The sequence below is a fragment of the Actinomadura rugatobispora genome (genome assembly GCF_042656285.1).
Taxonomy (GTDB): Bacteria; Actinomycetota; Actinomycetes; order Streptosporangiales; family Streptosporangiaceae; genus Spirillospora; species Spirillospora rugatobispora.
In genome coordinates, this window is the sequence record NZ_JBHSON010000052.1 from 54,545 (window position 1) to 78,865 (window position 24,321).

Genomic DNA, 24,321 nt, shown 5'->3' on the forward strand with positions numbered 1-24,321 from the left:
GGTGACCGAATCTCTCGCACACTCCGCCGCCCGGGATGTCGGGCGGGTGTTCGACGGCGTGCTCCGGTCCGTGGAGCGGCTCAGCGCGCACGTGGTCGGGCTCGTCCACGACGCCGCCGCGCGCGGGGCGCGTCCCGCGCACGAGGAGCTGGCCCCGCTCCGGCTGGAGATCCTCGGGATCCTCGGCGAGCACGCGCCGCTGGTCACCGGCACCGGCTTCGTCGCCGCGCCCGATCTGCTGGCGGACGCGCCGCTGTGGCTGGAGTGGTGGCAGGCCGGGGACGGCCCCGATCCCGAGCGCCTGGTCGTGGACCTCGATCCGGCCGGCCGCGGCTTCTACGACTACACCGGGCGGCCTTGGTTCACCGTCCCGCGGGACACGGGCGGGCCGAACGTGCACGGGCCGTACGTCGACTACCACGGCACCGACCAGTACATCCTGACGATGTCCACGCCCGTGCTGGACGGCGGCGGGTTCCTCGGGATCACCGGCGCGGACCTCTACCTGCGGCGGGTGGAGAAGACCGTGCTGCCGCTGCTGCCGCCGGGCGCGATCCTGCTCAACTCGCAGGGGCGGGTGATCATCTCCCGTTCCGCCCGGCATCTGACGGGCGCGCTGCTGCGCAGGCTCGACATGGAGGCGGCCGAGCGCGCGGCGGCGCCGGTGGAGGTGCCGGGCGGCGGCGGCACGCTGAGCCGCTGCGGCGAGCTCCGCCTCTACCTGCTCACCCCCTAGCGGGACCGGGCAGCGGGACCGGGCAGCGGGGACGGTCAGCGCGGGCGGCGGCGGGGGCGCGGCGCGCGCGCCGCGACGGCCTCGGCCTCGCGCTTGGCGACGGCGTCCTGGATGGTGCGCTCCAGCAGGGCCAGCGCCCCGGCGATCTCCTCGCGGGCGGCCCGGTCGAGCCCCTCCAGCAGCGTCTCCTCGTTGGCCAGGTGCAGCGCGAACACCTCGTCGATCAGCTCGATCCCGGCCGGGGTGAGCTCGGCGAACATCACCCGGCGGTCGCCGGGGTGCGGGCTGCGCCGGATCAGCCCGGCCTTCTCCAGGCTGTCGAGCCGCCCGGTCATGGCGCCGCTGGACAGCAGGGACGACTCGGCCAGCTCCGAGGGGGTCTTGCGGTACGGCGGCCCGCCGCGCCGCAGGTTGGCCAGGACGTCGAAGGACTTGGGGGTCAGCCCGTAGGGCGCGAGGTAGCCCTCCAGCTCGTGCCGGGAGAGCTCGGCGACCCGGCGCAGGCGCCCGAAGACGCCGATCGGCGACGGGTCGAGGTCGGGGCGCTCGCGCCGCCAGTCGTCGAGGACCTTCTCGACCGTGTCCATGGCACCGTCCGTGGATCTGTCCGGGGTGGGGTTCCGGGGTGGGCTCCGGGGTGGGGGCAGCCTAGCGGAAAAGCCGCGCTTCTAAGATACCTTGACACAAGTAATTTAACTCCCAGATACTTCCCCCCAAGTAAAAGCGCCTGGATGAGGTCACCATGCACACACCTGTTGCCACGCTCCGTACGCGATCGCGGCGCCGGAGCCGGCGGAGCCGCTCCCTGGCGGGCGCCGCCGTCGCCACCGCCGCCGCCCTCGCGCTCACCGCGTGCGGAGGGTCCGGCGAGACCAAGGACTCCTCCGGACGGGTCAAGCTGGACGTCCGTACCGACGTCTTCTACACCGGGGCCGTCCTGCCCCTGGTCGCCGGGGTCGACCAGGGCATCTACGAGAAGCACGGCCTGAACGTGACGCTGAACCCGGGCAAGGGCTCGGCCACCACGCTGCAGACCGTCGCCAACGGCTCCGACGACCTCGGCTACGCCGACGCGGGCGCGCTCGTGCAGGCGGCGGGCAAGAACATGCCCGTCCAGATGGTGGCCGGGATGGTCCAGCGCTCCCCGCTGGCGATCTTCGCCAAGAAGGACTCCGGGATCCGCACCGCCAAGGACCTGGCCGGCAAGACCGCCGGGTTCACCGCCGGCTCGGCGCCCGAGACCGTCTTCCCCGCCTTCGCCAAGGCCACCGGCCTGGACCCCGACTCGGTGAAGCTGAACAAGGTGGACGTGCCGACCCGCGACAGCCTGTTCGTCCAGGGCACCGCGCAGTTCACCTTCGGCCTCCTCAACGTGACCGAGCCGAACATGAAGGAGAAGTGCAAGTGCGACCTGGTCGCGCTCGGCTACGCCGACGCCGGCCTGGACGTGCTCAGCTCCGGCATCGTGACCTCCGACAAGTTCGCCGAGGAGAACCCGGACGCCGTCCGCAAGTTCCTCGCCGCGACCGCCGAGGCCGTCCAGGCCACCAACCAGAACCTCGACGGCGCGGTCGCCTCGTTCTTCAAGGTGGCCACGACGAGCACCCTGTCCAAGGAGGTCGTCAAGCAGCAGTGGCAGTCCTCGGCCGGGCTGCTGACCACCGACCGCACCAAGGGGCAGCCGTTCGGCTGCACGGCCGAGGCGGACTGGAAGAGCACCATCCAGGTGATGGAGCAGTACGGCGGCGTGGAGAAGGGCAAGCTGTCCCCCGCCGACGTGGCCAGCAACGCGCACCTGGCCGGCTGCGCCGACGGGCTCGGGAAGAAGTAGCGATGCCCGCCGCCACCACACCGTTCGTCGAGTTCGACGGGTTCACCAAGTCCTTCGCCACCGCGGGCGGCGTCGTCACCGCGGTGAACGAGATGTCCTTCCAGCTGGAGCGGGGCGAGTTCCTCGCCATCGTCGGGCCCAGCGGCTGCGGCAAGAGCACCCTGCTCATGGCGCTGGCCGGGCTCACCCAGCCCACCTCCGGCGAGGTGCGGGTGCGGGGCGAGGCCGTCCTGGAGCCCTACACCGACCTGGGCATCGTGTTCCAGGGCGCGGAGCTGCTGCCCTGGCGGACCGCGCTGCAGAACGTGCTGCTCCAGTCGGAGATCCGCCGCACCCCCAAGAACGAGGCCGCCGCCCGCGCCCGCGAACTGCTGGACCAGGTCGGCCTCAACGGGTTCGAGGACCACTACCCCGAGGAGCTGTCGGGCGGCATGCAGCAGCGCGTCGCGCTGTGCCGCTCGCTGCTGCACGACCCCGAGATCCTGGTGATGGACGAGCCGTTCGGCGCCCTCGACGCGCTGACCCGCGACCAGATCCAGATCGACCTCCAGCGGCTGTGGATGGAGCGGCGCAAGACCGTCGTGTTCGTCACCCACAGCATCGACGAGGCGGTGTTCCTGGCGGACCGGGTGCTGGTCTTCTCCCCGCGCCCGGCCAGCATCGCCGCCGAGTTCCGGGTGCCGCTGGAGCGGCCGCGCCACCTCAGCGCGCGGAGCGGCAAGGAGTTCACCGACCTGGTCGGCGAGATCCGCGGCGTGTTCGAGACCCTCGGCGTCCTGACGGAGGAGCGCAAGTGAGCACCACGGTGCACAAGGGCCCCAAGGGGAAGACGGCCGCCGCCGCGGGCGCGCCGCCCGCCGCCAGGCGCGGGTTCCTGGAGTCGAAGGCCGCCGACTGGGCGCTGCCGACCGCGCTGGTCGTGCTGGTCGTCGCGGGCTGGCAGGGGCTGGTGTCGCTCGGCGGCGTCGAGGAGTACGTGCTGCCCGCGCCCGGCGACGTCGTCGCCAAGATGTTCGGCGACTTCGGCGTGTTCGCCGAGCAGTCGGTCCCCACCATCGTGGCGATCTTCGTCGGGTTCGCGCTGGCCATCGCGGTCGCGCTGCCGATCGCGGTGGGCATGGTCTACAGCGTCGTGGTCCGCAAGGCGGTCTACCCGCTGCTGATCATCGCGCAGGTGGTGCCGAAGGTGGCGATCGCGCCGCTGTTCATCATCTGGTTCGGGTTCGGCCAGCTGCCCAAGATCCTCATGGTGGCGCTGATCTGCTTCTTCCCGGTGGTGATCGACTCGCTGGTCGGCTTCCGCGCCGCCCGTCCCGAGAGCCTGATGCTGGTGCGGTCGATGGGCGCGAGCCGCTGGCAGGCGTTCTGGAAGATCCGCTGGCCGTGGGCGCTGCCCAGCATCTTCGCCGGCATCAAGGTCGGCATCACCCTGGCCGTGGTCGGCGCGGTGGTGGCCGAGTTCGTCGGCGCCGACACCGGCCTCGGCGTGCTGCTGATCACCGCGCGCGGCGACATGGACAGCCTCACCGTGTTCGCCTCCATCGCCTGGCTGACCGTCATCGGCTTCGTGCTGTTCCTCCTGGTGGAGGTGCTGGAGCGGGTGCTGGTGCCGGGCAAGAAGAGCGGCCGCAAGTTCGAGGCGTCGGGGTCGCTGTGACCGGCGGCTCCCAGCGGGCCGTGCTGTACGCGGGGTCCGGCCGCGCCGAGGTGGGCGAGGCTCCGATGCCCGCCCTGGAGGTGCGGCCGGGCCCCGGCGTGCTGCCGCGGCGCTGCGACCACGGCGTGATCGTCCGGACGCTGGCGACCTGCGTGTGCGGCTCCGACCAGCACACCCTGCACGGCCCCGGCGCGGTGCCCGGCATGGTCCTGGGGCACGAACTGACCGGTGTGGTCACCGAGGTGGGCCGGGACGTGGAGCGGATCCGGGTGGGCGACGTGTGCTCGGTGCCGTTCAACGTGGCGTGCGGGCGGTGCGGCAACTGCCGCGCCGGGCTCACCGGGCACTGCCTGAGCACCAACCCGTCCCGGCCGGGCGCCACGTACGGGATGGGCGAGGGCTTCGGCGGCTGGGCCGGACTCCAGGCCGAGTTCGCGCTGGTGCCGTACGCCGACTTCAACCTGCACGTCCTGCCCGACCGCGAGCAGGCGCTGGACCGGCTCCTGGACGTCGCGCTGCTCGGCGACATCCTCCCGACCGGCTACCACGCCGCTCTGGGCGCCCGCGTCGGCCCCGGCACGACCGTCTACGTCGCGGGCGCCGGGCCGGTGGGGCTGGCGTGCGCGGCGGCGTGCCGGCTGCTGGGCGCCGCGACGGTGATCGTGGGCGACTTCAACGCCGAACGCCTCGCCCACGCCCGCTCCGCGGGCTTCGCCCCCGCCGACCTGTCGTCGGGCGAACTGCCGGACCTGGTCGCCGAGATCACCGGAAAGCCGTTCGTGGACGCGGGCATCGACTGCGTCGGGGCTTCCGGTGTTCGGGCCGCCGCGCTCAACGACGTGATCGGCGTCGTGCGGCACGGCGGCGCGATCTCCATTCCCGGCGTGTATCCGGCGGGCGCCCCGGGCGAGCGCCCGGAGCTGGGCGTGTGGCTGGGCGGCATCTGGTCCAGGGCCATCACGGTCTCGTCCGGCGCCACTCCGGTGCGCCGCTACCAGGAGGAACTGGCCGCGGCCGTCCTGCACGACGACGGCCTGGCGATCGCTGACATCGTGCGTGCTACCAGGGTCCCCCTGGCGGAGGCCGCCGACGCCTACGCCCAGTTCGCCGCCGGAGCGGGCAGGAAGTTCGTCCTCATCCCCTAATACCGTGGGGCGCCCCGAACCGATGAAGGTCCCGGCGAGTCTCACGTTGAGTAGTGGTCTACGTGAGTTGCGTGGCGGCTCTCTCGCTGGGGAGTGGAATCCGTGCGGGCCGAATGGCGTGAAGGCGATCGGATCCTGGACCTGTACGAGGTGCGGGGTGTGCAGGGGCGAGGCGGGATGGGCGTGGTGCACCGCGTCCGCCATCTGGGCTGGGACATCGATCTCGCTGTGAAGAGCCCGCGCCCGGAGCTGTTCGGGAGCGAGGAGGCCAGGAAGAACTTCGTCCGCGAGGCCGAGACGTGGGTGGGGTTGGGCATGCACCCGCATGTGTGCGCCTGCCACTACGTCCGCACGATCGATGAGATGCCGCGTGTGTTCGCCGAGTACGTGAACGGGGGCAGCCTCCGCCGCTGGATCGAGGACGGCCGCCTTTATGAGGGCGATGCCCTCGCCCGCGTCCTGGACGTGGCGATCCAGATGGCCTGGGGTCTCGAGCACGCCCATGCTCAGGGACTGGTTCACCAGGACGTGAAACCGGCCAACGTCCTGCTGGAAGCCGACGGCACGGCCAAGATCACCGATTTCGGGCTCGCCAGGATCCGGAGCCCGGCCGCTGGTACCGCGGCCGCCGCCGGCGGCGCGAGCGTGCCGGTGACGGTGTGCGGGATGACGCCCGCTTACGCCTCGCCCGAGCAGGCGGCCGGGGATGCCATCGGCCGGCGCAGCGATGTGTGGAGCTTCGCCGTCAGCCTGCTGGAGATGTTCACCGGGGAGATCACCTGGCTCGTGGGAGCGGCGGCGGGTGAGGCACTGACCGGATCCGCCGCCAGGCGGCTGACCATTCCGTCCTCGGTCGCCGAGATCCTCGCGCACTGCCTGCGCCCCGATGCCGCGGAACGTCCGGCGAGCATGGCCGAGGTCGCCGCGCTGCTCGTCCGCGCGTACGAGCGTGAGACCGGCGGCGGGTACCGGCGTCCGGAGCCGACCGCGGCACAACCCCGGGCGGACGAGCTGAACAACCACGCGCTCTCCCTGCTGGACCTCGGAAGGAAGGACGAGGCCGCGTCGGTCTTCCAGGACACGCTGGCCCTGGACCCCCATCACCTGGAGGCGACCTACAACTTCGGACTGCTGCGCTGGCGGGACGGCGCCATGCGGGACGACGAGCTGGTCGCGGATCTGGAGGCGGCGGCCGCGGCCGCGAAGGACCCGGTGGAGGCTCGGCGGCTGCTGGCCCTGGTGCATCTGGAACGCGACGACGCGGCATCGGCCCGGTCGCTCCTCCAAGAAGCCGCCGCGCATTCGCCGGGCGACAGCCGGATCCAGGACACGCTCGACCTCGCCGGCCCGGCCGAGGAGCACGGCGTGGTCGTCGATCGGCGCAGCAGGTTGCTGCGCAGGCCGCGGCGGGATCGTTACGTGTCGGGCCCGACGAGCGGCGGCCGCGATCTGAGCGCAACGCCGGGCGAGTGGTTCTACGCGGCCCAGGTCGCGCTGAACGCCGACGGAACCCGGGCGCTGTGCTGGGGCTGGCACGGGATCGGGCTGTGGGACGTGGCCGCCGGCAGCCTGCTGCACCCACTCGACACCACCGGCTTCCGGCACCTGATGCACCATGGCGACTCCATGATGATGAGCCTGGACGACGCCGGCGACCGGGCTCTGTTCTCCACCGGATACACCGACGTGCACGTGTGGGACGTCGTGTCCGGACAGCACCTGAGGACGCTGAACCACCCGTGTGAGCGCTTCGTCCTTCACGCCGATCGCCTCGCCAACAGGCTCCGGTCGTCGGCCATCAGCGGTGACGGGCGCCTGGCGATCACCGCCGCCCAGAAAAGCCACGGCGCCCAGGTCTGGGAGACATCCTCAGGCCGCCGCCTCCATGTCCTCAAGGCGGGCCCCCAGGAGAACGGCAAGGAGGGGGAGGTGGTCTCGGTCGCGTTGAACGCCGATGGCCGTATCGCGGCCTGCGGCTCTGACCACGGCGAGATCAAGATCTGGGATCTGGAGACCGGACGCTGCCTCCGGACCCGCCGGGGCACGCGGAGCATCTTCGGGGGCGTGACCAGACTGTGCCTGAGCGGTGACGGCACGATCGTTCTGGCGGTCTCCCGAAAGGCGGTCCTCGCCTGGGATCTGGCGACGGGCGGGCCGCCGCGTACGCTCATCGAGCTGTCCAGCGAGGCGGCGTCGATCAGTCTGAGCGGCGATGGCGAAACCGCTCTGGTGGTGGGCGGCACGCCCGGGGACCCCGTGCGGTTGTGGCATGTGCCCACCGGCCGGTGCGTGCGGACGGTGAAGGGGATCGGTTGGAACCCGCGCGGGGCGCTGAGCGGCGACGGACGCATCGTCGCGCTCCAGAGCAGGGTCCCCGGGTCGGGCGTCCAGGTCATGCCGGCGAAGGTGTGGTCGGTGTCCAAGGCCCCCCATACCTGCGCCTACCGGCTCTGCCGTCCGCGGCCGCACGCCGAGCTGGCGCGCCTGGCCTCCCGGGTGGAGAGATTGGTCGGGGAGGCGACCAGGGCCGCCGCCCAGGGCCGTCACCAGGCCGCCCTGGACCTGCTCGCCCAGGCCCGGCAGGTGCCGGGGTACGAACGGGCACCGGAAGTGCTGCGGCTGTGGCGCTCCCTGACACGGTCCTCGACCCGCACCGCGATCAAGCACGTGTGGCCCCACAAGCCGCCGCAGGATCTGCACGCCCACAGGTTCGGCGTCTGCCTGCTGGGCCGCGGCGACACGCTTCTCACCATGGGCTCGGACGATTCCCAGCACTGGGACCTGGAAACGGGCCGGCATCTCAACCGCGCCCGCGCCGGCGAGCACTCGATCGCCTGGATGGCGTCGAACGCCCATGGCACGCTCGTCCTGACCGGTAACAACGTCGGCATAACGCTCTGGGATGTGGCGACGCTCAGCCGCGTCCGGGCGCTCGACACGGCGGAGAGCCACCACAGGACGTCCCTGAGCATGGATGCGGACGCGCGCCTGGCGGCGGCGACACGCGCCACCGGCTCCATCACCGTCTGGGATCTGAGCACCGGCCGGCGTTTGCGCGACTTCACCGCCGTCACCGAGAAGGGCGAACCCGATCTTTGGGACGGTGGGCTGCTGCCCACGGGCCACCTGAGCGCGGACGGCCGAACCGTCCTGTCCGGCGCCCACGACGGCGCGGTACGCCTCTGGGACACGGCGTCGGGCACCCTTGTGCGCGACTTGGAGGGACACGGCGAACGCATCAGGAGCGTCCGCTTGAGCGACGACGGGCGGCTGGCCCTCTCCGCGTCCCAGGACGGAACGATCCGTGTCTGGGACCTGGAAACCGGACACGGCACGCGCGTGTTCGACACCAGCGCCCACGGGACCATCACCCTGGCGCGCTTCAGCCCCGACGGCCGCTTCGTCTTCTCGACGGACCGGAGCGAGCGCACCATCCAGATCTGGGACATCGCGACCGGTGAGTGCATCCGGGTCATCGAAGGTTTCCGGATGCCGATCAGCACCCTCGAGCCCAGCGCCGACGGCCGCTTCCTCCTCGCCGCGAACGAGTTCCGGGAACTGAGGCTGTGGGAGATCGACTGGGACCTGGAACCAGCCCCCGCACAGCCGTGACCGCGGAGGGCGGCTGTCCAGGGACGGGCGCCCGGCCGGGTGCCCGTCCCCCGGTTCGTCAGTCGCGGGTGATGCCGTGCATGGGGGAGGTGGGCGGGTAGGTGGGGAGCTGCGGCTTCTGGGCGCCGATGACCACGCAGAACAGGGCGTCGGAGTCGCCGATGTTGCGCAGGCTGCGGGGCACTCCGGCCGGGACGCGGATCAGGTCGCGGTAGCCCAGCACGCGGGACGCCGTCCTGGTGCCGTCCTCGACGTCGTGCACGGTCACCTCCAGCTCGCCCTCCAGCACGAAGAACACCTCTTCGACGTCATGGTGGGTGTGCTCGGGGCCGATCGCCCCGGCGGGCAGGCGCATGTTGGAGAAGGTGAAGTGCTCCGACGGCAGGATCCGCTTGTCGCCGTCGTGGTGCCCGGTGGCGCCCGACCCGATGTAGCGGATCTGCGCGCGCCGGAACTCGTCCCCGGCCTTGGCCTGGAAGCCCAGGGTGTCCCAGTCCTCGAGGCGGCTGTCCCTGCTCGCGATGGACGCGTCGATCAGGGCGTCGAGGTCGGTCATGGCATGCTCCTTATGGTTGACGGTACGAGGAAGTCGCGGACGGACCGGGCGAACGCCTCGGGCCGCTCCTGGTTGGAGAGGTGGCCCGCGCCGGGGACCTCGGCATAGAGGGCGCCCGGGATGCCTGCGGCGATGACGCGGCTCTCGGCGGGCGGGCAGACGGCGTCGTGCTCGCCCACGAGGACGAGCGTGCGGGCCTTGACCTCGCCGAGGCGGGGGCCGTGGTCGGTGGCGGCCATCGACGCGGCCGCGTACCCGTACCCGGGCATCCGGATCGCCGCCGCCATCGCCTCCGCCACCTGCGCGACCTCGCGGTCCGAGGCGGCCGGCGACAGCAGGCGGGCCGCGCGCCCGCGGGCGAACGGCCCCGGGCCGAGGCGGTCGAGTTCGTCGCCGCGGGCGCGCATCGCCGCGGCCTTCTCGGGTGCGGCCCCCGAGCCCCGGGTGGAGTCGGCGAGGATCAGCGCGTCCAGCCGGTCGGGGTGGCGCAGCGCGATCCGCGTCGCGATCACCCCGCCCCAGGAGACGCCGAGGACGTGGGCCCGGTCGAGGCCGAGGGCGTCGAGGACGGCGACGGCGGCGTCGGCGTAGCCGTCCATGCCGGGCGGTCCGGCGGGGTCGTCGGCGGAGGCGTAGCCGGGGGCGTCCCAGGCGATCACGCGGAGCCGGTCCACCAGCAGCGGTGTGATCGCGTCGAACGCGGCGCCGCTGGAGCCGATCCCGTGCAGGCAGAGCAGGGGCGCGCCCGCGCCCGCGTCGCGGATCACGCGACCCGCCATGAGGCGCGCAGGTCGCCGAGCGTGCGCAGCACGGCGTAGGGCACCAGGCCGCTGGTGGCGGGGTTGCCGGGGTCGGGCAGGTTGGCCAGCTCGAACCGGTACTGGCCCACCGGCCCGGCGAACTCCACGACATGCCTGGTGAGCGTGCAGCCGGGGGCGGCGACGAGCCGGACCCGGACGATCTCCCAGTCACCGGCGGCGAGCGCGAGCGCGGCGGCGACGTTGGCGTTCTTGGGGAAGCGTTCGGCGGCTTCGCGCGCCGGTCCGTCGTGCAGGACGACGGGTTCGTCCCCGGGTTTGAGGTCGCGGAGGCGGCGCGCCTGCCGCTCGTCCATCCAGGGCTGGATGAGGGAGGACGGCTCTTTGGACGAGGTGAGGCGCACCTCGCGCAGCGGCCCGGCGAGCGCGGCGGCCCGGACGACGTCGAGGCCGCCCAGCGCGCCCGGGCACACCAGGAGGCGGCCGGGCGCGGCGTCGAGCCTGCGGAACAGCCCCTGGTCGGCCAGCGCGCCGACGGAGACGGCGATCAGGTCGCGGCCCGCGTCGAGGACCGCCGGGCCGTGCTCGCGCAGCGCGTCCCGGCCGGCGGCCTCGACGATCACGTCGGAGGCGGCGACCAGCTCGTCCAGGGTCCGGACCCGTTCGGGGACGGCGCCGTCGCCGCGCCGGAGCACCCCGGCCAGTTCGGCGCCCCGGACCCCGCCCGTGCGCAGCACCCCGGCGACCCGCGCCCCGATCGCCCCGTGCCCGAGCACACCGACCCGCACCCGCGCTCACCGCCTATATCTTGGAACGAAAATACTTGGAATAAAAATATCCACCTCCCTCCGGCTTCGCAAGACGGGGCCCTCAGCGCAGGCGCGCCAGGTCGGCGCGCAGCGGCGCGGCGCCGGTGAACAGCACCGACCGGATCCCCAGCACCTCGGCAGCCCGGACGTTCTCCGCGCGGTCGTCCACGAACAGCAGGTCGCCCGGCTCCGCGCCGAGCCGGGCGACCAGGCTCCGGAAGACCTCCGGATCCGGTTTCGCGAGCCGCAGGTCGGCGCTGAAGAGGCGGTGCCGGAACAGGTCCGCCAGCGGCAGCCCGTCCACCATGCGGGCGAGCTCGACCGGCGCGTTCGAGAGGAGCGCCAGCCGCGCGCCCTCCTCGGCCAGTTCCGTGAGCACGGCGACGGTGTCCCCGTTGATGTGCGTCCAGGTGCGGACGTCCAGGGTCACCAGCAGCTCGACGAGATCGGATCTCGCGGGCACGCCCAGGCGCCCCAGCACCGAGTCCCAGAACTCGGCCGCGGTCACCGCGCCCAGGTCGTACGGCTCCCGGTGCGCCCAGTACACCGGCCAGAACCGCTCCGGCCCGACGCCCGCGGCGGGCGGCAGCAGCGCCCCGGCCTCCTCGGGCGGCGCGTGGCTGATGACGCCCGCGTAGTCGAACACGATCCACTCCATGGCGACCTCCCAGGTTTCCTTGACTTTCTCACAAGAAATCTGTTTGATCCAACACATGGAGAGTTCGGAACGGGTGCTCGCGCTCATCGAACGGCTGCGCACCACCGAGCACGTCACCGTCGCCGACCTGGCCGCCGCCACCGGCGCCTCGGAGATGACCATCCGCCGCGACCTCGACCAGCTCGCCGACCGGGGCGTCCTGCGCCGGGTCCGGGGCGGCGCGGTGAGCCTGCTGCTGCGCGGCGAGGCCATGCCGTTCGCCGTCCGCGAGCACGAGGCCCCCGACACCAAGCGGAGGATCGCGGCCGAGGTGGACGGGCTGCTCGCCGACGGCGAGGCCGTCGTCCTGGACTGCGGCACCACCACGCTCACCATCGCCCGCGCGGTCGCCGGACGGCGCCTCACCGTCGTCCCGCTCGACCTGCACTCGGCCGGCGCGCTGAGCGCCGCCCCCGAGATCCGGCTGCTGGTGCCCGGCGGGCGCACCACGCCCGGGGCGCTGGCGTTCACCGGGCCGCTCACCGAGGCGTCGCTGGCCTCACTGCGCGTCGACACCGCCGTGCTCGGCGTGTGCGGGCTGTCGGCCGAGCACGGGCTGACCGCGCACGACCTCGACGAGGTGCCGGTCAAGCGGGCCGCGATCGCGGCGGCCAACCGCGTCATCGCCGTGTGCGACGGGGCCAAGTTCGGCCGCACCGGCCTGGGGGTCGTGTGCCCCGTCACCACCCTCGACGCGGTCATCACCGACCGGACCGCCCCCGCGGCGGCCGTCGCCCGCCTCCGCGACGCCGGGGTCCAGGTGCATCTCGTCTGAGCTCAGTCGAGCTCGAACCACGTGTGCAGGTGCCCGGACTCGATGTAGTGCCCGGAACGGCCGGCCAGCGTCTCGATCAGCATCACGCCGTAGCCGTTGTCGCGCAGTTCCTCCTCCTCCCGCCGGGTCGGGACGGTGGGCCCGCCCTCGTCCACGACCTCGCAGCGCAGGATGTCCCCGGCGCCCATCAGCGTCAGCGTGAACTTGCCCCCGAACCGGGACTCGGAGTGGACGATGCTGTTGGTGCACGCCTCGGAGATCAGCAGCTCGGCCGTGCCGGCCCGCTCGCCGTCCCCCAGGATGCCGACGGCGAAATGCCGGGCCTCCCCCACGCTCTCCGCGACGGCCGCGAGCGTGATCGAGCCGATCACCGTCCAGTCGCCCACGAGACCACCGCCCTCACGTTCATCGCCCACGGCCCGCGCCGCCTCTTCACTCATGACCGTGCTCGCTCTCCTCGGATTTGCACGTCCCGATCGCTTGTCCTGGTGTAACAATGACCTCACCGTGAGTGACAGGGAAGATTCAATCCGAAACTTGAACCCCCCAGGAGAGAGCGATGACCGCAGCAGAAGCACTCGACCCCGACGAGTCCCTCTGGCACGCGCTGTCCTTCCAACTGCGCCACGAGCGCCAGAAGCGCGGCCTGTCCCAGACGGCCACCGGCGACATCATGGGCGTGAACAAGCACGCCGTTTCAAATTACGAAGCCGGTCGCAACCGGATGACCCTCGTCCAGGCCGTCCGCCTGGACCGCGCCTGGGACACCGGCGGCCTCTTCGCCCGCCTCCGCCGCTTCGCCAAGGCCGTCTACGACCCCGAGTGGGGCAAGAAGGTCGAACGCAACCAGCGCGAGGCCGAGCAGCACAAGATCTTCCAGAACAACGTCGTCCCCCTCCCCTTCCAGATCGAGGGGTACGCCCGCAGCCTCCTCGCCGCAGGCCAGGCCGCCGGAGCAGTGGACGATCTCGACGGCGCCGTCCAGCGGCGGATGGACCACCAGGAGGCCATCCTCGAACGCCGCCCGAAACCACCACTCGTCTGGGCCGTCCTCGACGAACTCGCCCTACGGCAGATGGCCCCATCAGAGGTGATGCGAGCCCAGTACGAGCACCTGATCAAGCTCAGCGAACTCCAGCACGTTTCTCTGCGCGTGCTCCCAGCAACAGCAACACCGAACATCGGTGTCGATGGATCCTTCTGGTTCTTCGACCTCCCAGGTCGGCAGGTCGCCGCGTTCGCCGGAACGACTCTCAATGTGGGTCGCTTGATCGACGATCAGGCCGAGGCAGCCACCGCAGCGGTACGATTCGACCATCTCGCTGCACGCGTGTTGAACGAGGAACAATCACGCGAACTCCTGGCAAGAAGGATCGAGGAGACATGACGATCTGGCGCAAGAGCAGCCACAGCGGCGGCGCGGGCGGGACCGACGAGTGCGTTGAGCTGGCCCGCCTGACCGACGCCATCGGCGTGCGCGACAGCAAGAACGCCACCGGCCCCATCCTCCACCTCGACCACCAGACCTTCGCCACCCTCCTCCACACCATCAAGAGCGCGCCGCGTAGCTCCTGATCGGACACGGCAATCCCCCAGTCGCCCCAAGGGCCTAGTCGGGAACAAGCCGATGTCTGTATCGCAGCGGGAACTCGCGTGGGCCGCACTGGTGATCCAGACTGCGGTGCCCACCGAACGGCTGCTGGCAGCGTGGGCGGACGGGCTGGCAAGCAATCGCGCCGCTCCGGATGACGTCCTGAAGGGTCTGCTCGGGTACACGTTCTCCTTCTTGTGGCGACGGCTGCCCGCCTCGGTCGTGGACGCCGCCGTCGACCATCCGGAGTGGAAGGTGCGCGCGCTGCTCGCCGAAGCCCAGCCCGGCATGACCTCCGAGCAGTGGACCCGCCTGGTGCTGAGCGAGAGCGACGCCTCGCGGCGTGCGGACCTCGCGCTCGCCGCGACGGCTCGGGGCGCACGGCTCGCCCCGACCACCTACGAGAAGCTCGCCGCCGATCCATCCGCGCAGGTTCGTGTGGAGGCCGCCTGCTTCCCTGATGTGCCCGCGCACCTGCTGACCGCCCTGGCCGCGGACCCGGACGCGGCGGTACGGGCCGCGGCGTGCGGACCCGCCTGGCCGCACCTGGACGCGCCCGCACGGCAGAAGTTGGTCAACGACCCCGACGGCAAGGTCCGTGCCGCCGCGCTCCTGCGCCACCACGAGGTCGAGCCGCTGTCCCGGGCCGTCTTCGAGTCCGAGGGGCTCCGGGAAGACGCGGTGCGGAACTGCCGTCTCGAACGCGAACTCGCCGAGCATCTGGCTCATGGGCTCGACCCGGCCCGGCGGCGCGCGCTCGCGTGGAACCCGCACCTGCACCCGGACGTGCTCGCCCTCCTCGCCGAGGACCCGGACGCCTCCGTCCGGATGGAGGTGTCCACGCGCCCGGACCTCACCGAGGCCCAGCGTGCGGGCGTCCGCATCGACTTCGACCCGGACCTCCACTCCCACGATTTGGGCTGGGTCGTTGCGCTGCAGGAGGACGCCGACGCCATGCGCAGGCTGGCGGCCTCATCGCATCCGCTGGTGCGCAGGAGCGTGGCCCGCACCAGGCGCCTTCCGCCGGACGTCGTCGAGCGGCTCGCCCGGGACGATGACCGTGTGGTGCGTCTCTTCCTCGCCGAGTCCTGCGACGACGCGCCCGCGGACATGCTCCTGGAGGTGTACCGGTGGTGGACCGGGAGCCTCAGCCATCCCGACCGGCCCCGCGGGCATCCGAACTTCCCCCGCCGCGGACTCCTCCGGTTCGCCGACGATCCGGACCCGCGGATGCGTGTTCTCGCCCTGGACGACCTCGACTCGACGGCCGAACTGGTGGAGCGGCTCGGCGGCGATCCCGAGGCGGAGGTCCGGTCGCGGGTCGCCGTGGATCCGCGGCTGGCGCCCGCGTCGGCGGTGCGGCTTCTCGATGACCCGCACGAGTCCGTGCGGAGGGCGGCCGCCCGGAACCCGCGGCTGCCCGTGCGGGTCCTGGTCGGGCTGCTGGGAGACGCCGGCACCGCCGAGTACGCGGCGGGGAACCCGTCGCTGCCCGGCGGGGTCATGCGGGCGATGGTCCGGCGGCTGCGGGGCTGAATCCGCCACGCGCGTTTTGGGGGAATGTGCGATGGGCGGATCGGGGGCATTCCGGGTGTTTCATCTGGGGGTCTCGGCGGGTCGCGCGGCAAATGGCGCGAAGATCCGGCACGACCACTCCTGAGGCTTTGGCGGTGGCTGATCAGCCGAGCGGTGATCAATGCATGGCAATATTCCGATCAAGCCTGGCAAGTTGACCACTCCCGACCTGCATGAACCCCGACGCCGCGTGCTATTCATAGCCTTGCACTGCTTCACGTAGGTGCGAAGAGAACTCTCCGCGGATGAGCTTAGGAGGCTCATATGATGAAGCGTCTGGCTGCAGCCGGTGTCGTGACCGCCGCCCTGGGCGGCGTCCTGATGTCGGCGGTTCCCGCCCTGGCGAACGACGACGAGGCCGAGATCAACCAGGAGAAGGTCCTGGAGCTCAACATCGCCTGCAACATCCCGATCCTCGCCATCGCGAAGGGCCAGGAGTGCGGCGGTTCCGAGGCCGCCGTCCACGACCACGACGAGGCCAACGAGATCGAGATCAAGGGTCGCTAGACCCTGCGCGCTTGACCAGAAAGGCAGGGGGCCATCCGGCTCCTTGCCTTTCTCTATGTCCGACGGAAAAGCGGAACGCCGCCCCGGGAAGCGGGTCGCACAACGGCGTGAAAGCGCCGATGATCAAGCACCGGCAGAGGTCGGCAATGATCTGGTCAAAGTCCGAATTTTGGCCGCTCCAGCCCGCATGAAATACGCGGTGGCGTGTTATTAATAGCCGTGCACTACATCACAGTAGGCACCCGAAGCACTCTCCACAGAGGCTAGGAGACTCGAATGATGAAGCGACTGGCCGCGGCCGGTGTCGTGACCGCCGCCCTGGGCGGGGTCCTCCTCTCGGCGGCGCCCGCCCTGGCGAACGACGACGAGACCGAGATCAACCAGGAGAAGGTCCTGGAGCTCAACCTGATCTGCAACGTCCCGATTCTGGCCGTCGTCAAGGACCGCCAGGAGTGCGGTGGGACCGAGGCGGTCGTCAAGGACGACGACGAGGCCAACGACATCAAGATCAAGAACGAGCAGCAGCACCACCACCACGGCAAGCAGCACGGCAAGAAGCGCTGACGGCCGTAGCACGGTGGAGAGGCAGGAGACCGCGAGGTCTCCTGCCTCTCCCGCTTTTCAGGCGTCCCGGCGGCGCAGGGTCGCGTACCCGGCGGCGACCGCGGCGGCGGCCCAGGCCGCGACGACCACCAGGCCCGCCAGAGGCGGGTACTCCTCCGACTCGCCGCGCATGAACGCCGCCCCGGCGGTGCCCGGCAGGTAGTGCGCGATCCGCTCCACCGCGGCGATGTCGCTGGCCTGGAGCAGCGCGGGCAGCAGCACGACGACCAGGAAGATCACGATGAGGGTGCCGGCGGCGCTGCGCAGCACCGTCCCGGCCCCCAGGGCGACCACGCTGATGAGCGCCAGGTAGCAGCCCGCGGCGAGGACATCGCCGATCCACCCGGCCGCGTCGAGGTCCGCCCACCGTCCCAGCAGCGGCGCGGCCACGGCTGAACCGAGGGCGGCCAGCAGGAGCCCCGCCGCTCCCCCGACGACGGCCGCGACGACCGTCTTGGACAGCAGCATCACGCCGCGCCGCGGCACCTGCTGGAGGGTGGTGCGGATCGCGCCGCCGGAGTACTCGGCGGTGATGAGCAGCATCGCCAGCCCGATGATCGCGAACTGGACGACGTCGACCGCCTGCACGGCGACGGACCCGACCGCCACCATGCCCCGGTCGTCGGCGGGGTCGTCGTTGGTGTTGGCGTTGGTGGCGAAGATGGAGAACTGGAGGGCGCCCAGTCCCATCAGCGCGGCGGCACCGAACAGGCTCCACCAGGTGCTGCGGACGGTCCACGTCTTGGTCCACTCGGCGGCGACGGCGCCGGGGAACCCGCCGCCGCCGTGCCGGGTCGTGACGGCGGTCATCGGACGGCCTCCGGGTGCGGCGCGCCGTACTCGACGCTGTCGGCGGTGAGTTCCATGTACGCCTGCTCAAGGGTGGCGTCCTGCGGGCTGAGCTCGTACAGCGGGACGCCCAGGCGGTGCGCCAGCTCGCCGACCGGTTCGACGCGCACGCCCGAGACCAGCAGCTCGCCGGGAGCGGTCTCCTCGGCGGACGCGCCCTGCGCGTGCAGCCGGGCGGCCAGTTCGCGCAGGCCGTCCTCGTGCGGGCTGCGGACCTTCACGCGGTGCCGGGAGCTGGCGGCGATGATGTCGGCGACCGGCGCGTCCGCGAGCAGCCTGCCCTTGCCGATGACGACCAGCCGGTCGGCGGTCAGCTCCATCTCGCTCATCAGATGGCTGGAGACGAACACCGTGCGGCCCTCGGCGGCCAGCGACCGCATCAGCTCGCGCACCCAGCGGACGCCGTCGGGGTCCAGACCGTTCACCGGCTCGTCGAACATCAGCACGCCCGGGTCGCCAAGCAGCGCCGCGGCGATGCCGAGCCGCTGGCTCATGCCGAGCGAGTACGCGCCCGCCCTCTTGCGCGCGACGCCGGAGAGCCCGACCGTCGCCAGGACCTCCTCCACACGGGCGGCGGGGATGCCGTTGCTGCGCGCGGTCGCGAGCAGGTGGGCGCGGGCGGACCGGCCCGGGTGCAGCGCGCGGGCGTCCAGCAGCGCGCCGACCTCGCGGAGCGGGTGCGAGAACTCGGCGTAGTGGCGCCCGTTGACCAGGGCGGTGCCCGAGGTGGGCCGGTCCAGGCCGAGGATCATCCGCATGGTCGTGGACTTCCCGGCGCCGTTGGGGCCGAGGAAGCCGGTGACCAGGCCGGGTTCTATGGTCAGGGTCAGCCCCTGGACGGCGGCCGTCTCGCCGTACCGTTTGGTCAACCCGTCGAGGGTGATCATTCGTTCTCCCCGTCTGTCGTCTCCCCGCAAGGTAGGGACGGACGGGGTGCGGGGGCAGTGGGCGATCGTCGCCGGGCGCCCCCGACTTTCGTCAGGTCGGCAGCTCGTAGATCCCGTACGCGAAGCCGTCCGGCCGACCGACGCCAGACGCCCTGGAGACCGAGCACATCCCCGTGCAGCGAGGCGGGCCGGTCAGAGGCTGGGGAGCTTGGCCGCGAGCTTCGGGGTGGGGGCGTTGGAGAAGGCGCACCAGGCGTAGCCCTCGGCCTCTTCGGCTTGGAGGACCACCTTGGGCTCCTGTACCCAGAACGCCCAGCGGAAGTCGGCGTGCCAGTGCTCGGGCTCGTCCTTCGCAGGGTTGGCGGGGATCAGGTGGACGTCGATGTCCACAGGGGTGACGTCATGTCCGGGCGGGGAGACCGCGCCGTGCCAGGAGATCCCGGTCTCCTCCTCCAGTTCCCGGAGGGCGGCGAGCATCAGCCCGTTGTCGTCGGCCTCCAGATGACCACCGGGCAGCAGCCACCGGTTGAGGGCCTTGTGGTGGATGAGCAGCAGCCGGTTGGTGTCGTCGATGACGACCGCGCCGGCGGTGATGTGGCCGCCGTCGAACGTCTTGCGCGAGGTGGGATCGGCCCCGCGCTCCAGCGCTCGGATGAGGGGCGCCAGGTGTTCGGCCTCGTCGGGGTACCGGTCGAGGTAGCGGGAGACGGTGGCGCGGGTCTCGTCGACGGTGATGCTCAAGAAGTGGCTCCATCGAAGTAGCGCAGCCAGGTGGCCGCGATGAACGAACGGTCGGACGCGGTGATCTCGTGCAGGCCCGGCTCGTGGTGGTCGGCGGATGCCAGAGTTGCCAGGGCAGCCAGGATCTCGGCCTGGACGAGGAAGATGAAAGCACCCACACACGCGCCGTGCAGGAAGTTGACCGCGTTCCCGTCGGCCAGCACGTAGAAGTAGTGGCCGGTTCGGGCGTACCGGGTGATGTGGTCCCCGGCCGGGGTCCGCGCGTACAGACCGTCGAGGGCGTCCAGCTCCAGCTCGTCGTCGGAGCTGGTGACGCTCGCGATGTAAGCGCCGTTGGCGACAATCGCGAAGTCGTCCTCCTTGAGCGCCAGGTTCCCCGTGGCGCACACGATCAGTCCGGCCCTGGCCAGCGCTTGGGCGAGGCTGGGCGCGGTTCGGTAGCCCTGGCTGAGTGCCTGGGTGCGCCGGACGGGGTCGGAGTCGTAGACGGTGACGGCGACGTGTTTGGCGTGCAGCATCGCCGCGACCGACCGGCCGAGCTTGCCGTACCCGATCACGGTGGCGGGGCGGCCCTGGAGGATGTCCCCACGGGAGCGGATCAGGGCCTCCGCGGAGAAGGTCACCGACTGCCCGACCAGGTAGTCCTCGGGGTCCTTGAGCGGGGAGCGGGCGACGCTGAACACCGGGCACGGCACCTTGCCCAGGGCCGCGTACCGCTGGTGGCCGTTCTCGGTGTCCTCCACCACCCCCGCGATCCGTCCCGAGAACCGCGAGCACAGGTGCACCAAGGTGGGCGCGAAGTACCCGCCGACGTCCAGCAAGACCACGTCGCGCCTCGCAGCCCGGCCCTCCAGCACGCTGAGGGCATGGCCGGGGTCGGTGAACGCGGCCCGGTCCAGTTCCTCCACCGGCATCAGCCCGGAGATCTCCCGCAGCGCCCCGGCGTCGATCGATTTGGGCTTGGGCAGCACCGCCGCGATGCCGGCCGTCCTGGCGACCGCTCGCAGGAACGCGGGCCGCTCCGGCAACAAGTGCGTGATGACCATCGCCATCATGTCGCCCGACGGCGGGATGTGGGTGGTGACCTTCTTGAAGAAGGCGTCCACCCGCGACACCTCGAAGTCCTCAAGCACAATCATGACGCCCCCACCTTCCGGCCCGGTGCGGGTCGGTGATGGTCTTGGTGTCGGACTCTCGGGGCCGGTCGAAGGACGGCAAGGGAGCCTCCGGAGGGCTGGTGGTCGTGTCCCCTGACACTGGCTCGCCGCGGCCCTCGAAGGCCAGAAAGTTGGTAAGGGTTGGTAGCCGGTGCTCAGTCGTCGATGTCGAACTTCTCGTGCGGCGTCGCACGCTCCCACGCCATCTCGACGGCCGCGACGATCGGAGGGATTTCGCGCGGGTCGGTCACGTAGGTGTAGCCGGGCACGTGCTTGCCCTCACCGTCGTTGTGGTTGAACGCGACGAGCCGCTGATCGAACATCCACAGGTCGCTGTGCGGCAGGAGCAGGCCCAGCGCGTCCGGCCGCCACAGCCAGCGGACGTCCTCCCCGGCCGCGATGTTCTCGTCAGTCACCAGGTGCAGCCATCGCGAGTACGCCGATGGCGGGCGGGAGATGATCCGAACCCGGCGTACCGTGACGCCCCGCGATACCGCTCCTCCGATCAGCCGGTCCCATCGGCCGCCGTCGTCCGAAACCCGTGTCGGGCCTCCGGCCTGCCAAGCGTTGAAGTCCTCGCTTGGGCCGTAGAAGTCGCGCAGCTCCAGGTGGATCGCCGACCGGCGGGCACCCGCCAGCATCTGTTCGAAGTCCGGGGAGCCGTGCCCCTGTCTGCCCTGCTCGTACTCGGTGAGCGCGTCGAGGATGACCTGACGCATACGGGCCGGGAGCCATACGACGCTCTCGTCGGAGGCGAGTACGGCGTGCTCGCCGAGCATTTCCAGCACGGCCGGGTCGGTGATCACGCGGCCCTGGAACAGGAAGTCTCCAGTCAACGGATCGACGAACACCGCCGGGCAGTGCTCTCGGTCGGACTTGTCGTCGCCTCCGGCGAAATCGAGGCGGACGAAGCGGGGGTCGGTCATCCTCAACTCCTGAGGGCGGACAACGAACCATTCTCCGAGACTTTCACCCGCCGTCGTCCAGGGCGTCAACCGCCCTGAGCGCATCGAGGATCAAAGCCCGTGCCTGGTTCCCGTAGACGGCGATGGACTCCAAGCGTGCCCACATCTCCAGGTAGAGGCGCACCTCCGGCGGGGCGGTGATGTTCAGGTGCCCCGAGGTCAGCTCGACCGAAACGAGGCTCGCGTCGTCCATCGTGAACGACTCGCCGGTGATGACGCCGCGCCTGTCGATGCCACGGGGGATGATGCCGAGGAACACCGTGGGGCGCCGCATCACCTCCAGCAGGTGCGACAACTGGCCCTGGTGGGTCTCCAGCGGCCCCGGCCGATACCACAGGACGTCCTCCTCCAGGATGAACAGCCACCGGGCGTCCGGGCGCTTCAGGCACTCCTGACGGGCGAGGCGCGCGGCAACGGCTTCAGCGACGTCGTCGATCTCGATGTGCTGGTCGATCCGCACCCGGTCGAGCAAGAAGGAGATCATGTCCGCTGTTTGCAGCAGGCCGGGGACTACACGCGTCTGGTAGACGCGCTGCACCGCCACCTGCCAGTAGATGCCGCGCAGCCGCTCCTGCCGGGCCTTCAGGCCGCCCCGGTTCAACTCCATGTGCGTCGCCCAGGCGTCCGCCACGTTCGCCTGCTCGGCGAGCAGTTCAGCCGTCAGCTCCAGCGACGCGCCGGTGACCCGGCACCACAGCCGCACCGTGTCGGCCGTGATCGCGTACTGCCCTTTCTCGATCTTCGTGACGTTCGCCGCCGACCGCCAGCCCGCACGCGCCGCGAACGCGCGGCCGGTCAGCCCGGTGCCGGCGCGCAGCTCCCGCAGCCTGGCCCCCAGACGAACGCGGGCCGCTTGGGCCGAGGAGGACGGGGACGAGCTCATCAAGGAAATCATGCCCCGCCAGGCACCGGGCTCGGCCGTCTCGCCGTACCGTTTGGTCAACCCGTCAAGGGTGATCATTCGTTCTCCCTCAGGCCGGCCGGGGCAGCTCGTAGATCCCGTACGCGAAGCCGTCCGAGGTGATCGAGTCCGCGGTGAGCGTGACACCGGAGCCTTCGACGGCGCGCGCGGCGGCGAGGCCGGGTGGGGCGGGGGTCGAGGCGGGCTCGCGGCGCGGGTTGACGACGACGAGGAAGCGGCCGCCACGCACGTAAGTGAACGGGAAGCCGTCGTGCAGGATCTCGGTCGCGCCCTCGCCGCGCAGTTCCGGGGACGAGGCGCGCAGCGCGATCAGGCGCCGCACCAGATGCAGCAGCGACCCGGGATCGGCGCGCTGGCCAGCGACGGTGGGACGGGACGGGTCCGGGTCGACGGGCAGGTAGAGCCGGTCGGCGGGCGCGGTGGAGAAGCCGGCGTTCGGGCCGCCGTCCCACTGCATGGGCGTCCGGGAGCCCGCGCGGTTGTAGCGCGGCCCGAGCACGCTGCCCTCGGTGTCGGGCAGCCCGGGGATGTAGCGCATGCCGATCTCGTCGCCGTAGTAGATGGCGGGCAGCGTCGGCCAGGTGAGCTGGAGCGCGAACGCGGCGGGCAGTTGCTCCGGGGTGCGGGCGCCGCAGGCCAGCCGCGCGAAGTCGTGGTTGGACGTGGGCAGCGAGATGTGCCCCGCGCCGCCGATCGCCGCGGTGGCGTGCCGCCATGCCTCGACGAACGGGCGCGGGGAGCCGTTGCCGCCCGCGTCGAAGAAGCAGTCGGCCGGGTCCCAGTGGTCGAGCACGGTGCCCTCGTGGTTGTTCCACAGCGACCGCATGGGCAGGCCGTCGGTGGGGCCGCCGAACTGGAGGAAGAAGTCGGCGTGGAAGCCCGCCGGGACCGACACCGCCGGGTCGCCCCACTCCGCGAGCAGCGCAGCGTCGGGGTGGGCGCGGTCGAGCCAGGCCCGCAGCTCCGTCCACAGCCGGGTCGTCTCGCGCATGCCGGGGTCGTCCTTGACCAGGGACGAGGCCATGTCGACCCGGAAACCGGACAGGCCCAGCCCCAGCCAGTGGTCCATGATGTCGCGGAGGGCGGCGCGGTTGGCGCGCGGGCCGTCGGCGTCGACCGGCTGCCGCCACGGCTGGTCCGGGTCGGTGCGGGCGTAGCCGAAGTTGAGCGCGGGCTGGGATTCGAAGAAGTTCGGCAGGTACGCGCCGGGCCGCGTCCCGGGTGAGGGGACGAAACCGGGCGGGTGGGAGCCGTCGGCGGCCGCCCAGATGTAGCGGTGGTCGGACGGGTCGTCCGCGGACGCCCGGAACCACGGGTGCTCGTCGGAGGTGTGCCCCGCCACCAGATCGAGCAGCACCCTGATGCCGTGGCCGCGGGCAGCCTCGACCAGGCGCGCCAGGTCGTCGCCGGTGCCGTAGCGGGGAGCGACGCGGAAGTAGTCGGACACGTCGTACCCGGCGTCGCGGAACGGCGACACGAAGCACGGGTTGAGCCAGATCGTGTTCACGCCGAGCCAGGACAGATGGTCGAGCCGTTCGATGACGCCGTTGAAGTCGCCGATCCCGTCACCATCGGAGTCGGCGAAGCTCTGCGGATAGATCTGGTACAGGACGGCGTCGGCCAGCCAGGACGGGCCGGTGCGGGGCGTCGGCATGGGCGGCGGGAGCCTTCCTACTCGCTCAGCGGGTCGTCATCCCCGACGTTCTCACAGTGTCTCGATGGTGGGGCGGACGGCGGCGCGGGTGTGGCCCCGGGCGTCGAAGAGGAGCGTGGCGTGCGCGGCGAGCGTCTCCGGGTCGTAGTCGGCGTGGCCGGTGAGGAGCAGGACCAGGTCGGCGGCTTCGAGTGCGGCGGGCAGGTCGGTGCCTGCGGTGGGGATGGGGGTGTCGTCGACGTGCCAGGTGGTGACGTAGGGGTCGTGGTAGGTGAGGTGGGCGCCCAGGCGGGT

At 71.5% G+C, this 24,321-nt stretch carries 25 protein-coding genes and 1 pseudogene; 12 read left to right on the forward strand and 14 right to left on the reverse strand.

The features are described from left to right. The first annotated feature begins 1 nt into the window (after position 1). The gene (locus ACFPZN_RS32200) at positions 2–736 is read left to right on the forward strand and encodes a cache domain-containing protein (RefSeq protein WP_378286047.1); all 735 of its coding nucleotides are present in this window, start codon (positions 2–4) and stop codon (positions 734–736) included. Positions 737–771: 35 nt separating this feature from the next. Here ACFPZN_RS32200 and ACFPZN_RS32205 read toward each other — a convergent pair whose 3' ends face one another. Next, entirely contained in the window at positions 772–1,323 is a 552-nt protein-coding gene (locus tag ACFPZN_RS32205) for a MarR family winged helix-turn-helix transcriptional regulator (RefSeq protein ID WP_378286048.1), read from the reverse strand. A 155-nt stretch (positions 1,324–1,478) separates the two neighbouring features. On the opposite strand from ACFPZN_RS32205, the gene ACFPZN_RS32210 reads away from it, so the two are divergent. From ACFPZN_RS32210 to ACFPZN_RS32230, 5 genes are all read left to right on the forward strand, one after another. Further along, a complete protein-coding gene (locus ACFPZN_RS32210) occupies positions 1,479–2,567 on the forward strand; it encodes an ABC transporter substrate-binding protein (RefSeq protein WP_378286049.1) in 1,089 nt (362 codons plus the stop codon). Positions 2,568–2,569: 2 nt separating this feature from the next. Next, positions 2,570–3,364 (forward strand): ABC transporter ATP-binding protein, encoded by a 795-nt coding sequence (locus tag ACFPZN_RS32215; protein ID WP_378286050.1) that lies wholly within the window; start codon positions 2,570–2,572, stop codon positions 3,362–3,364. Continuing rightward, positions 3,361–4,224 carry an ABC transporter permease gene (locus ACFPZN_RS32220; RefSeq protein ID WP_378286051.1) on the forward strand — a complete coding sequence of 288 codons (864 nt, stop codon included), beginning with the start codon at positions 3,361–3,363 and terminating at the stop codon, positions 4,222–4,224. Before ACFPZN_RS32215 ends, ACFPZN_RS32220 begins: the two co-directional genes overlap by 4 nt. Next, on the forward strand, positions 4,221–5,369 hold the full coding sequence (locus ACFPZN_RS32225) for an alcohol dehydrogenase catalytic domain-containing protein (RefSeq protein WP_378286052.1): 1,149 nt from the start codon (positions 4,221–4,223) through the stop codon (positions 5,367–5,369). Before ACFPZN_RS32220 ends, ACFPZN_RS32225 begins: the two co-directional genes overlap by 4 nt. 102 nt (positions 5,370–5,471) lie before the next feature. Beyond that, a complete protein-coding gene (locus ACFPZN_RS32230) occupies positions 5,472–8,981 on the forward strand; it encodes a protein kinase domain-containing protein (protein ID WP_378286054.1) in 3,510 nt (1,169 codons plus the stop codon). Between the two features lie 58 nt (positions 8,982–9,039). On the opposite strand, the gene ACFPZN_RS32235 is transcribed toward ACFPZN_RS32230, so the two are convergent. From ACFPZN_RS32235 to ACFPZN_RS32250, 4 genes are all read right to left on the reverse strand, one after another. After that, the gene (locus ACFPZN_RS32235) at positions 9,040–9,537 is read right to left on the reverse strand and encodes a cupin domain-containing protein (RefSeq protein ID WP_378286055.1); all 498 of its coding nucleotides are present in this window, start codon (positions 9,535–9,537) and stop codon (positions 9,040–9,042) included. Continuing rightward, a complete protein-coding gene (locus ACFPZN_RS32240) occupies positions 9,534–10,304 on the reverse strand; it encodes an alpha/beta fold hydrolase (protein ID WP_378286056.1) in 771 nt (256 codons plus the stop codon). The genes ACFPZN_RS32235 and ACFPZN_RS32240 overlap by 4 nt, the downstream gene beginning before the upstream one ends. Next, positions 10,301–11,083 (reverse strand): aspartate dehydrogenase domain-containing protein, encoded by a 783-nt coding sequence (locus ACFPZN_RS32245; protein ID WP_378286057.1) that lies wholly within the window; start codon positions 11,081–11,083, stop codon positions 10,301–10,303. The genes ACFPZN_RS32240 and ACFPZN_RS32245 overlap by 4 nt, the downstream gene beginning before the upstream one ends. 82 nt (positions 11,084–11,165) lie before the next feature. Then, positions 11,166–11,762 (reverse strand): HAD family hydrolase, encoded by a 597-nt coding sequence (locus ACFPZN_RS32250; protein WP_378286058.1) that lies wholly within the window; start codon positions 11,760–11,762, stop codon positions 11,166–11,168. Positions 11,763–11,817: 55 nt separating this feature from the next. Here ACFPZN_RS32250 and ACFPZN_RS32255 point away from each other — a divergent pair, with 55 nt between their 5' ends. Further along, positions 11,818–12,576 carry a DeoR/GlpR family DNA-binding transcription regulator gene (locus tag ACFPZN_RS32255; RefSeq protein WP_378286059.1) on the forward strand — a complete coding sequence of 253 codons (759 nt, stop codon included), beginning with the start codon at positions 11,818–11,820 and terminating at the stop codon, positions 12,574–12,576. Positions 12,577–12,578: 2 nt separating this feature from the next. Here the strand turns inward: ACFPZN_RS32255 and ACFPZN_RS32260 are convergent, their stop codons facing one another. Beyond that, complete coding sequence (locus ACFPZN_RS32260; RefSeq protein ID WP_378286060.1) at positions 12,579–13,016, reverse strand: ATP-binding protein; 438 nt, start codon at positions 13,014–13,016, stop codon at positions 12,579–12,581. A gap of 119 nt (positions 13,017–13,135) precedes the next feature. Between ACFPZN_RS32260 and ACFPZN_RS32265 the strand changes: the two genes are divergently transcribed. The 5 genes from ACFPZN_RS32265 (at position 13,136) to ACFPZN_RS32285 (ending at position 16,813) form a co-directional block, all read left to right on the forward strand. Further along, a complete protein-coding gene (locus ACFPZN_RS32265; protein WP_378286061.1) occupies positions 13,136–13,963 on the forward strand; it encodes a helix-turn-helix domain-containing protein in 828 nt (275 codons plus the stop codon). Beyond that, on the forward strand, positions 13,960–14,151 hold the full coding sequence (locus ACFPZN_RS32270) for a DUF397 domain-containing protein (RefSeq protein ID WP_378286062.1): 192 nt from the start codon (positions 13,960–13,962) through the stop codon (positions 14,149–14,151). The genes ACFPZN_RS32265 and ACFPZN_RS32270 overlap by 4 nt, the downstream gene beginning before the upstream one ends. 52 nt (positions 14,152–14,203) lie before the next feature. Continuing rightward, positions 14,204–15,703 carry a hypothetical protein gene (locus ACFPZN_RS32275; RefSeq protein WP_378286063.1) on the forward strand — a complete coding sequence of 500 codons (1,500 nt, stop codon included), beginning with the start codon at positions 14,204–14,206 and terminating at the stop codon, positions 15,701–15,703. Positions 15,704–16,006: 303 nt separating this feature from the next. Further along, on the forward strand, positions 16,007–16,249 hold the full coding sequence (locus tag ACFPZN_RS32280) for a hypothetical protein (RefSeq protein WP_378286064.1): 243 nt from the start codon (positions 16,007–16,009) through the stop codon (positions 16,247–16,249). 276 nt (positions 16,250–16,525) lie between these two features. Further along, complete coding sequence (locus tag ACFPZN_RS32285) at positions 16,526–16,813, forward strand: hypothetical protein (RefSeq protein WP_378286065.1); 288 nt, start codon at positions 16,526–16,528, stop codon at positions 16,811–16,813. 57 nt (positions 16,814–16,870) lie between these two features. Here the strand turns inward: ACFPZN_RS32285 and ACFPZN_RS32290 are convergent, their stop codons facing one another. The 8 genes and pseudogenes from ACFPZN_RS32290 to ACFPZN_RS32325 all read right to left on the reverse strand — a co-directional run. Continuing rightward, positions 16,871–17,662, reverse strand: coding sequence for a hypothetical protein (locus tag ACFPZN_RS32290; protein WP_378286066.1), 792 nt, complete (start codon positions 17,660–17,662; stop codon positions 16,871–16,873). Beyond that, positions 17,659–18,588 (reverse strand): ABC transporter ATP-binding protein, encoded by a 930-nt coding sequence (locus ACFPZN_RS32295; RefSeq protein ID WP_378286067.1) that lies wholly within the window; start codon positions 18,586–18,588, stop codon positions 17,659–17,661. Before ACFPZN_RS32295 ends, ACFPZN_RS32290 begins: the two co-directional genes overlap by 4 nt. A gap of 192 nt (positions 18,589–18,780) precedes the next feature. After that, positions 18,781–19,329, reverse strand: a complete 549-nt coding sequence (locus tag ACFPZN_RS32300; RefSeq protein WP_378286068.1) for an NUDIX hydrolase — start codon at positions 19,327–19,329, stop codon at positions 18,781–18,783. Beyond that, positions 19,326–20,468 (reverse strand): NAD(P)-dependent oxidoreductase, encoded by a 1,143-nt coding sequence (locus ACFPZN_RS32305; protein WP_378286069.1) that lies wholly within the window; start codon positions 20,466–20,468, stop codon positions 19,326–19,328. Before ACFPZN_RS32305 ends, ACFPZN_RS32300 begins: the two co-directional genes overlap by 4 nt. Before the next feature lie 173 nt (positions 20,469–20,641). Next, a complete protein-coding gene (locus tag ACFPZN_RS32310) occupies positions 20,642–21,412 on the reverse strand; it encodes a DUF6879 family protein (protein WP_378286070.1) in 771 nt (256 codons plus the stop codon). A gap of 43 nt (positions 21,413–21,455) precedes the next feature. Continuing rightward, entirely contained in the window at positions 21,456–22,334 is an 879-nt protein-coding gene (locus tag ACFPZN_RS32315; RefSeq protein ID WP_378286071.1) for a helix-turn-helix domain-containing protein, read from the reverse strand. Between the two features lie 88 nt (positions 22,335–22,422). Then, positions 22,423–24,027 carry an alpha-amylase family glycosyl hydrolase gene (locus ACFPZN_RS32320; protein ID WP_378286072.1) on the reverse strand — a complete coding sequence of 535 codons (1,605 nt, stop codon included), beginning with the start codon at positions 24,025–24,027 and terminating at the stop codon, positions 22,423–22,425. A 51-nt stretch (positions 24,028–24,078) separates the two neighbouring features. Further along, positions 24,079–24,321, reverse strand: a pseudogene (locus ACFPZN_RS32325) (nucleotide sugar dehydrogenase); the annotation flags it as partial.

Bases quoted from the DNA above. Each gene is read 5' to 3' on its own strand.
- ACFPZN_RS32275 (WP_378286063.1), top strand. From the start codon at position 14,204: ATGTCTGTATCGCAGCGGGAACTCGCGTGGGCCGCACTGGTGATCCAG.
- ACFPZN_RS32295 (WP_378286067.1), bottom strand. From the start codon at position 18,588: ATGATCACCCTCGACGGGTTGACCAAACGGTACGGCGAGACGGCCGCC.
- ACFPZN_RS32270 (WP_378286062.1), top strand. From the start codon at position 13,960: ATGACGATCTGGCGCAAGAGCAGCCACAGCGGCGGCGCGGGCGGGACC.
- ACFPZN_RS32320 (WP_378286072.1), bottom strand. From the start codon at position 24,027: ATGCCGACGCCCCGCACCGGCCCGTCCTGGCTGGCCGACGCCGTCCTG.
- ACFPZN_RS32215 (WP_378286050.1), top strand. From the start codon at position 2,570: ATGCCCGCCGCCACCACACCGTTCGTCGAGTTCGACGGGTTCACCAAG.
- ACFPZN_RS32285 (WP_378286065.1), top strand. From the start codon at position 16,526: ATGATGAAGCGACTGGCCGCGGCCGGTGTCGTGACCGCCGCCCTGGGC.
- ACFPZN_RS32280 (WP_378286064.1), top strand. From the start codon at position 16,007: ATGATGAAGCGTCTGGCTGCAGCCGGTGTCGTGACCGCCGCCCTGGGC.
- ACFPZN_RS32260 (WP_378286060.1), bottom strand. From the start codon at position 13,016: ATGAGTGAAGAGGCGGCGCGGGCCGTGGGCGATGAACGTGAGGGCGGT.
- ACFPZN_RS32205 (WP_378286048.1), bottom strand. From the start codon at position 1,323: ATGGACACGGTCGAGAAGGTCCTCGACGACTGGCGGCGCGAGCGCCCC.
- ACFPZN_RS32305 (WP_378286069.1), bottom strand. From the start codon at position 20,468: ATGATTGTGCTTGAGGACTTCGAGGTGTCGCGGGTGGACGCCTTCTTC.
- ACFPZN_RS32235 (WP_378286055.1), bottom strand. From the start codon at position 9,537: ATGACCGACCTCGACGCCCTGATCGACGCGTCCATCGCGAGCAGGGAC.
- ACFPZN_RS32265 (WP_378286061.1), top strand. From the start codon at position 13,136: ATGACCGCAGCAGAAGCACTCGACCCCGACGAGTCCCTCTGGCACGCG.
- ACFPZN_RS32250 (WP_378286058.1), bottom strand. From the start codon at position 11,762: ATGGAGTGGATCGTGTTCGACTACGCGGGCGTCATCAGCCACGCGCCG.
- ACFPZN_RS32255 (WP_378286059.1), top strand. From the start codon at position 11,818: ATGGAGAGTTCGGAACGGGTGCTCGCGCTCATCGAACGGCTGCGCACC.
- ACFPZN_RS32210 (WP_378286049.1), top strand. From the start codon at position 1,479: ATGCACACACCTGTTGCCACGCTCCGTACGCGATCGCGGCGCCGGAGC.
- ACFPZN_RS32310 (WP_378286070.1), bottom strand. From the start codon at position 21,412: ATGACCGACCCCCGCTTCGTCCGCCTCGATTTCGCCGGAGGCGACGAC.
- ACFPZN_RS32290 (WP_378286066.1), bottom strand. From the start codon at position 17,662: ATGACCGCCGTCACGACCCGGCACGGCGGCGGCGGGTTCCCCGGCGCC.
- ACFPZN_RS32315 (WP_378286071.1), bottom strand. From the start codon at position 22,334: ATGAGCTCGTCCCCGTCCTCCTCGGCCCAAGCGGCCCGCGTTCGTCTG.